Annotated in this window: 9 protein-coding genes and 2 pseudogenes; 4 read left to right on the top strand and 7 right to left on the bottom strand. The window is 60.5% G+C overall.

What is annotated here, in order from left to right:
* Window positions 1–354 precede the first annotated feature (354 nt).
* Window positions 355–687 (top strand): annotated as a pseudogene (locus MKL09_RS00635) (GGDEF domain-containing protein); the annotation flags it as partial.
* Here MKL09_RS00635 and MKL09_RS00630 read toward each other — a convergent pair.
* The 4 genes and pseudogenes from MKL09_RS00630 to MKL09_RS00615 all read right to left on the bottom strand — a co-directional run.
* Window positions 667–909 (bottom strand): annotated as a pseudogene (locus MKL09_RS00630) (transposase); the annotation flags it as partial. The pseudogenes MKL09_RS00635 and MKL09_RS00630 overlap by 21 nt on opposite strands.
* Window positions 910–939: 30 nt before the next feature.
* A complete protein-coding gene (locus MKL09_RS32275) occupies window positions 940–1,167 on the bottom strand; it encodes a DUF6894 family protein (RefSeq protein WP_409566881.1) in 228 nt (75 codons plus the stop codon).
* Window positions 1,168–1,641: 474 nt separating this feature from the next.
* Complete coding sequence (locus MKL09_RS00620; RefSeq protein WP_243943973.1) at window positions 1,642–1,887, bottom strand: hypothetical protein; 246 nt, start codon at window positions 1,885–1,887, stop codon at window positions 1,642–1,644.
* Window positions 1,884–2,630, bottom strand: coding sequence for a Crp/Fnr family transcriptional regulator (locus MKL09_RS00615; protein ID WP_244017010.1), 747 nt, complete (start codon window positions 2,628–2,630; stop codon window positions 1,884–1,886). The genes MKL09_RS00620 and MKL09_RS00615 overlap by 4 nt, the downstream gene beginning before the upstream one ends.
* Window positions 2,631–3,134: 504 nt before the next feature.
* Between MKL09_RS00615 and MKL09_RS00610 the strand changes: the two genes are divergently transcribed.
* On the top strand, window positions 3,135–3,896 hold the full coding sequence (locus MKL09_RS00610; protein ID WP_243943969.1) for a Crp/Fnr family transcriptional regulator: 762 nt from the start codon (window positions 3,135–3,137) through the stop codon (window positions 3,894–3,896).
* Between the two features lie 3 nt (window positions 3,897–3,899).
* Window positions 3,900–4,166, top strand: coding sequence for a hypothetical protein (locus MKL09_RS00605; protein ID WP_244017008.1), 267 nt, complete (start codon window positions 3,900–3,902; stop codon window positions 4,164–4,166).
* Window positions 4,167–4,274: 108 nt separating this feature from the next.
* On the opposite strand, the gene MKL09_RS00600 is transcribed toward MKL09_RS00605, so the two are convergent.
* On the bottom strand, window positions 4,275–4,523 hold the full coding sequence (locus MKL09_RS00600) for a hypothetical protein (protein WP_243943965.1): 249 nt from the start codon (window positions 4,521–4,523) through the stop codon (window positions 4,275–4,277).
* A 205-nt stretch (window positions 4,524–4,728) separates the two neighbouring features.
* Between MKL09_RS00600 and MKL09_RS00595 the strand changes: the two genes are divergently transcribed.
* Entirely contained in the window at window positions 4,729–4,905 is a 177-nt protein-coding gene (locus MKL09_RS00595; RefSeq protein ID WP_167367844.1) for a hypothetical protein, read from the top strand.
* A gap of 647 nt (window positions 4,906–5,552) precedes the next feature.
* Here the strand turns inward: MKL09_RS00595 and MKL09_RS00590 are convergent.
* Window positions 5,553–5,804, bottom strand: coding sequence for a 3',5'-cyclic-nucleotide phosphodiesterase (locus MKL09_RS00590; protein ID WP_244017006.1), 252 nt, complete (start codon window positions 5,802–5,804; stop codon window positions 5,553–5,555).
* Window positions 5,805–5,931: 127 nt separating this feature from the next.
* Window positions 5,932–6,171 carry a 3',5'-cyclic-nucleotide phosphodiesterase gene (locus MKL09_RS00585; protein WP_243942639.1) on the bottom strand — a complete coding sequence of 80 codons (240 nt, stop codon included), beginning with the start codon at window positions 6,169–6,171 and terminating at the stop codon, window positions 5,932–5,934.
* Window positions 6,172–6,613 lie beyond the last annotated feature (442 nt).

Here is a 6,613-nt window from a genome sequence, read left to right as displayed (position 1 = left end):
GTATCGTTTCATAAGCAGCCCCTCGTTCAGGACGAGGTAAGCTGGTCCACGCCGAGGAGGCGAGCGCGGATCGGACACACCGGCCGTCTTGCATTACGCTCGCGATCCCAACCAGAAGCCAGCTCTGATCGAGGCATCGTCTCAGCTCACACCAACCAGGTGACGACTGAACGATTATGCTACCTGCAGACCGCACCTTGTGAGCCGCTCAGCCGCGTCCAGCTCGGCCTGAGTTGCCTCTATAAGCGCATGCATGTTCCCGGCGTCGATCGCAGTCTCCACGAGCATGAAAGGACTGATTAAGACACGGCATGCGACCGTCCTCACCCCATGGGCGTGATCGCGAGGTGCCCGATGCCCGCGCTGCAGCGATTAGCGCGTCCGTTCCGCTCCGCCCGCACCTGGATCGCGCTTGGCGTACTAGCTCCGGTCGGCATGCTCGCGGCATCCGGGATGATGCTGTTGGATCTGCGGCAGGACGCCTGGGACAAGGCCGAGCAGACTTCCAAGAACCTCGTCCAGGTGCTCGAGCGCGACATAGCCCGCAATATCGAGATGTACGATCTCTCGGTGCGCGCCGCAGCCGACAACCTGAACGCTCCAGGGGTCGCTCAGCTTAGCCCCGCACTGCGCCAGCTGGTCTTATTCGACCGAGCTGCCACAGCCCGCGACATGGGCGTGATGATCGGAGGGAGAAGCCACCGGGCTCCCAGCCGCGGCTCCTGATGCTGCTGCTGCCCGTGGTGGTGGTGAAGAGCCTCCCATCAGCGCCGTGCGCCACTGCCTCAGCATGGAGGGTTGGATCCCAAGTTCGGCCGCGATCTGCATCTGTGGTCGGCCGCTGCTTTCCAGCAGGGCCACCGCCTCGCGTTTGAACTCGGGCGTGAACTCCCGTCTCGTCTTCGCCATCAAACACCTTCCCCGCCCACAAGGAGCGTATCAGAGGTGTCCGTAGAGCCGGGGGAGGATCAAGATCACCCTCCCGTCCTCATCGCGCACCCGAACCGAATAGGTCCGACGATCCCCGTCCGGGAGCCTGTTGCGCGCCATATCAGGGAGGGCATCCAATGCCTCGATGCGAGCGGCTTCGATGCCAGACAGTTCGAAGCCTTCTCTGTCCACATTGCGAAAATTACCGTCATCGGTATCAAAGAAAAAATGTGGCATGAGATATCCAGCCCTCAAACAGGCGGGAGCACTCGCGTCTCTCAGTCGCTGATGCCCAAATATTCGATCAGCGATGTCATGATTTTTGCATTGAAGCATACATATTTTCAATAACATGTATCAACTATAGTTGTATCTAGTTTGATGATTATTAATCAAAAGAAAGTAAAATTAGCTAAATAGAATGGTCGTGCGCAATCTTTATTTTTAGAAACTAGATTGGCGTCAGTGATATCCTCGATGCCTAACCGTCAATTGTTGGGCGCACAGGAGAGGTTCAGTGGGCCTGCGTCATGACTACCAAGTCAACATCTCCGATCTCAGCAGAGATGGAACGAGGATCCTCGCAACGGATGACGTGTTCGCAGATCTCGCGACCGAGCCCTACCCCGCTCGCGAAAGGCTATCACGCAACCAGTCGCACCGGCTGCAATAGAGCGGTGCGTTCTTCTGGGGGCAGATCAAGAGTTGTGCTCAGGCCGCGCACGTCAACCGCTCCTCGATCCAGGTCTGTGCAGCATCTAGATCGGCGAAGGTGGGCCGCGTCGGCGTATCGACCCACCCGAAGCCAGCTTCCAGGAACCACATCCCGGCCATGTCGTCGTGATAGCCCGACAGCTTCACCAAGACCGCAGTCAGGAAGCCGTCGGCGAAGACCAGCTGCCCATCGACGTCGTAACTGCCGGTGGCGACCTGCACCGGCTGTAAGCGGAGGGTCATCCGGTCGCTCGCTTCTCCAGTTGCAGGTATGTTGGGTCAAACTCGGAGACACGCAAAAGTTCATTCCAAGCCTCGATCACCAGCGTGCTGCTTCGGAGCGTGATCAGGGTCTTGCCGCGCATTTCTTGGAGCACGCGATTAATGTGTACGGGCGTGAGCCCCAGCGCATCGGCGAGATCCGCCTGGGTGACCGGCAGCGGGCACCGGTAATTCCCGGCCAGCCCCACCGCTTGCAGCTTCAGATACAGCTCGCAGAACAGGTGGGCGACGTGCTCAAAGGCTGAGCGCCGCCCCATGCTGACCAGCCATTCACGGAAGATCCCTGCGTCGATCAGCGTGTCACGCCAGAAGATTGCCGCGATGCCGGAGTGGTGCGCCGTCAACTCCCGCAGGCTCTCGTGCGGGATGAAGGCCACGGTGGCTTTGGTCAGCGTGCCGACGCTGTGATCCATGGTAGGGACGTGCAGGCTCTGAAGATCCAGGATGTCGCCGGGGACGTGGAACGATAGGATCTGCCGTTTGCCCTGGCTGAGGAGCTTGTACCGGCAGGCCCAGCCATCGATGATCAAGCAGCAATGCGAGGGCTTGTCGCCGTCACGTACGATGTCCTGCCGGACGTTGAGCTTGTGGATCCTGACCGGCAGGCTCTCAATGGCCTGGCGCTCCGCCTCCGATAGGCTGGCGATACTCTCCAACTTGCGGATGAGCCGGTTCGTAGCGTGGAGATCAGGGGCTGAACTCATATTGCTCCACCTCATATTGCACGTGGAAGCCCTCGGATCTCCCAGTCATCAGAACCTGAGTCGGACCAACTGATGATAGGTTCTATAATATAACGAAGTTACCTATATGTTCGATCATAAGATGGATTTCAGAGACGATTGCGTCCCCCGCAGAGATCAAGGACGAACCCGCCAAATTCCATCTTTTGATCGGATCGATCTCTTCATCCGCTGCCATGCTCATGCGGCTGTTGCCGTGATGGAGTGAGCGCAGTTGGCTGCGCGAGCGTTCCGTGACCGATCATCGCCTGCACAGCTTCTTCCGACCCGAGCGAACTCAAGCCCCGTTGCCCGGTCCGGGTAGCGGGGTGTTTCTTGGTACGGGTCACCTGTTTCCGGGCAGGGGCCGGGCGTCCGAAATCGTACCCTCGATGCTCCCTCAGGATCAGTGCCGCTCGGCTCGGTGTTCCGTCGAGGGGCACCTCCGGATGATCAGCGGGTTCTCTCAATCATGAGGCCAGTCCGATGCAGCAAGCTCTGACACGGAAGCTTGAGAGCTTCGAACCTCTGTCCGAGCAGGCTCGCTGGGCTCTGAACGGGCTGACGCTCAAGGTCCGGCAGGTCGGTGCACGCCAGGATCTGATCCAGGAAGGCGACAAGCCGGACAACGTCCTGCTGATTCTCGACGGCTTCGCGTGCCGCTACAAGATGCTCCCGGACGGTCAGCGCCAGATCATGGCCCTCCTGGTACCGGGTGATTTCTGCGACCTCAACGTCTTCATCCTCGATGAGATGGACCACAGCATCGGCACCATCTCGACGTGCCAGGTCGTAGACATCCCCCGTCGGGCTATCGACGAGATCACGGCGCACCATACGAGTATCGCGCGGGCTTTCTGGTGGTGCTCCCTGGTCGACGGTGCTGTCCTGCGCGAATGGCTCGTCAATATGGGTGGACGTGCCCCAGGTCAGCGCATCGCCCACCTTCTGTGCGAACTTCTCATGCGCCTGGAAGCGGTCGGGCGTGTCACCGACAACAGCTATGCGTTTCCGATGACGCAGACCGAGATCGCCGAGACGATGGGCCTATCCGACGTGCATGTGAACCGGACCTTGCGGGAACTGCGCGCGCTCGGCCTGATCCACCTCAAGGGCCGGGTGCTCACCATCCTGGATGTCGAGCGACTGAAGGCCTTCTGCAGCTTCGCGCCGAACTACCTGCACCTGCGCAACACCCGCTGGGGCGAGCGCCGCGACCTAAGTTGGCCTGGTACCGCGGAGGCCTAATCGATGTTCGAGCAGGGCAACGTCGAGACGCTGATCGTGCTGCAGCCGATCGCGGTCGACACGGACAGCCCAGATCGCGAAGGCCGGCTGGTGATCGCCAACGGCCTGCTCGTGGCGGTGCTGGTGCGCCTCGCCGAGCCCGAGCACGACAATGTTGGAAGCTGGTTCTTCGAGGTTGGCTTCGGCCGACTGCAGGGGAAAAAGGCACCGACCTTTTTAAGCCTGGAAGATGCGACCCGCTGGCTGCGACGGCATCTGAAGCCGGCTTGAGTTATCCCGCTGGTAACTGGTTTGGAAATGCCCTCGCACGGCTGAGTGGCACCGTGGGATATGGTAGGGCGTGCGAGCGCCGAAGCGGGGCGTGACTGACGCTTCGTGCTAGGCCGCCGACAGCCGCTTGGTGTTGAAGGCGACGTGCTCGCGGTAGCGGGCGATGACAGCTTCGGGCGAGCCACCAAGCATCAGCGTCGTCATGGCCTCGCCGGCGGCGTGCACCTTCTCGACGACCATCGATTGCATCTCGGCCCGGCCCTCGCGGCCGCCCCAGGCGAGGCGCACCATGCGTAACTCGATCACGCGCTGAGACTCGATCGCCAGCAATATCGATGAAAAGATGGGATTGTACACGATAAAACTCCGCGCCGCGGCATTTGCTGCCTAGATCAACATAGTTTGAGCCCACGTGGCTCCTCCCTAAATTTGTTAAGAAAAGACGTCGCGCCCATAATATATTCTAAAACTGCAACCTATGACTCCAAGCACAGTTTGGCTTGTAGCATAATGCTCTCCGTCACCCTTCCTTCGGCGGTTTCTTCAACGAAAGGCCTCGCCCATGGGCAGCGGTATCTCTCTGTTATTTCTAGCGCTGGGCACGATCGGCGGCGTCGGCTTTCTCGCATTGGCCGCACGCAAGCAGGTCGCTAACTTGAAGGGCGATCCGGAACGCTCCAACCTTATCAAGGATCACGGCGGCGCGCCACGGCAGAACATGCCGGGGACCGAGCACTGAAACCGCGACCATCGCGCTTGAGACGTTCCTGATCTCCGGCTCGGCCCGCCGCCCGATCTGATCACGGGCTGGCGGGGGAGGTCGACGATCTCACCGGCGTGAGCCGATACGCAACGCGGCTCGAAATGTAGGATGACGTGTTGCGGTTAGCGGTTGGTGCGGCCGCCGTGACATAGAGCGTCCCAGGCCGGGACCATCGGCGAATGAAAAAGCCCGCGCCGGCGAACCGGGCGGGCTTCGACGGCCTCGGGATCGGGGGGATAAACTCCGAAGCTAGTCCGGTTTGTACCACCGCAGTGCACAAAAGAAATTGCGCTAGCTGCGTGCACACTTACTTTTGAATTCACTCACGGCTGACCATCGCTAACGTCTGCGGCAGGATCAGCTGGCGGGAAGCTGGCGTCAGCCGTCCGCAGTACCTGCATCAAAGCGCTCAGCTGCGCGATCGTGATCACCGGCTCGCCGGAACTGCCCTCGGCTCGCGTGACAACGCTCAGAGGCACCTTGGCTCGCTTAGCCAGATCGCGCGGATCCAAGCCGATGGACATGCGTGCTGCACGGAGCTGCGGGCCTGTGATCACCCTCATCTGCTCCTATGACCGAGCGGCTGCAGCCCCAGATCCTATCTTACGAGCGCGGGGGAGGAGCTACTTGCCGCCACCACCCTTGTAGGCCGTGATCGCGCGCCGGCAGTTCTCCGAGATCTTGTCCATGTTCTTCTTGAAGCAGGCGTCCATCTCAGGGCTGTCCGGATCATCGCCACTACAGAAGGTGACCGCATCGCCCGAGCAATAGGTCTTCAGGTCCTTGTTGCCACGCTTCGAGGCGGAGGCGTCAGGAGCGGCGAGGGCAGGGGCCGCTACAGCGATGAGGGCGAAAGCGAGGAGGAAGCTGCGCATATTGGATACCTGCCAAAGGAATTCGTCGGTGCGCTAACGGCTTGGCTCGGCGATCTATCCCTTCCGCTAACGGAGCCGAAGCTCGACCCCTCCGCGGCATTCGGGCTGTGACCGAGAGGTCGAGTGGCTACTTGCCGCCGGCCTTCTCGTAGGCGTCAATGGCACGACGGCAGTTTGGGGACATCCGGCTCATATTCTTCTTGAAGCAGGCGTCCATTTGCGGGCTGTTCGGATCAATACCCGCGCAGAACGCGAGGGCGTCCCCCGCACAGTTGGTCTGTAGGTCCGCGTTGCCGCGGTTGGGCGCCTGCGCTGAGGCAGGGGCGGCAAGGGCGATGGCGCTGACGGCGAGGATGAGGCTGCGCATACTTGGTCCCTGACCTGGGCAATTCGTCGAGGCTTAACGAACCTGGCGCCAGTTTTATCCCTTCCGCTTCCGAAACCGGATCCCGGCCCCACCGCTGTTATCGGGGATGAACTCAAGGGAGGCGGTCATGGCTGGCCCTTCTCTCTCCAGAGCTCAGCAAGGAAGCGTGTTAGACCCCGTTTCATAACGGGCTAAACAGTTTATCGGTTGGGTGAGCGGCGAGCATGGCGGGCGTTGGGAGAGTGTCTGACGCTCACCCAGGAACCTTGATGTGGACGCCCGCCGCCCGCGCGGAGCTCGCGGTATATTATTGAAGCAAGATCAATAGGAGGTTTAAGTGGAGCGCCGGTTTTTGTTGAGATACCGGGCTGGGAAAAGCCAAAAACATTTACTGGTGTGACCGAGAATTATTTCGGCGGCGTTCCGGGAAGGACGCCCGGAT

Source organism: Methylobacterium sp. J-048 (assembly GCF_022829515.1).
GTDB lineage: Bacteria > Pseudomonadota > Alphaproteobacteria > Rhizobiales > Beijerinckiaceae > Methylobacterium.
Note: the sequence above shows the minus strand (reverse complement) of the source record. Positions and strands in the feature narration are given on the sequence as shown.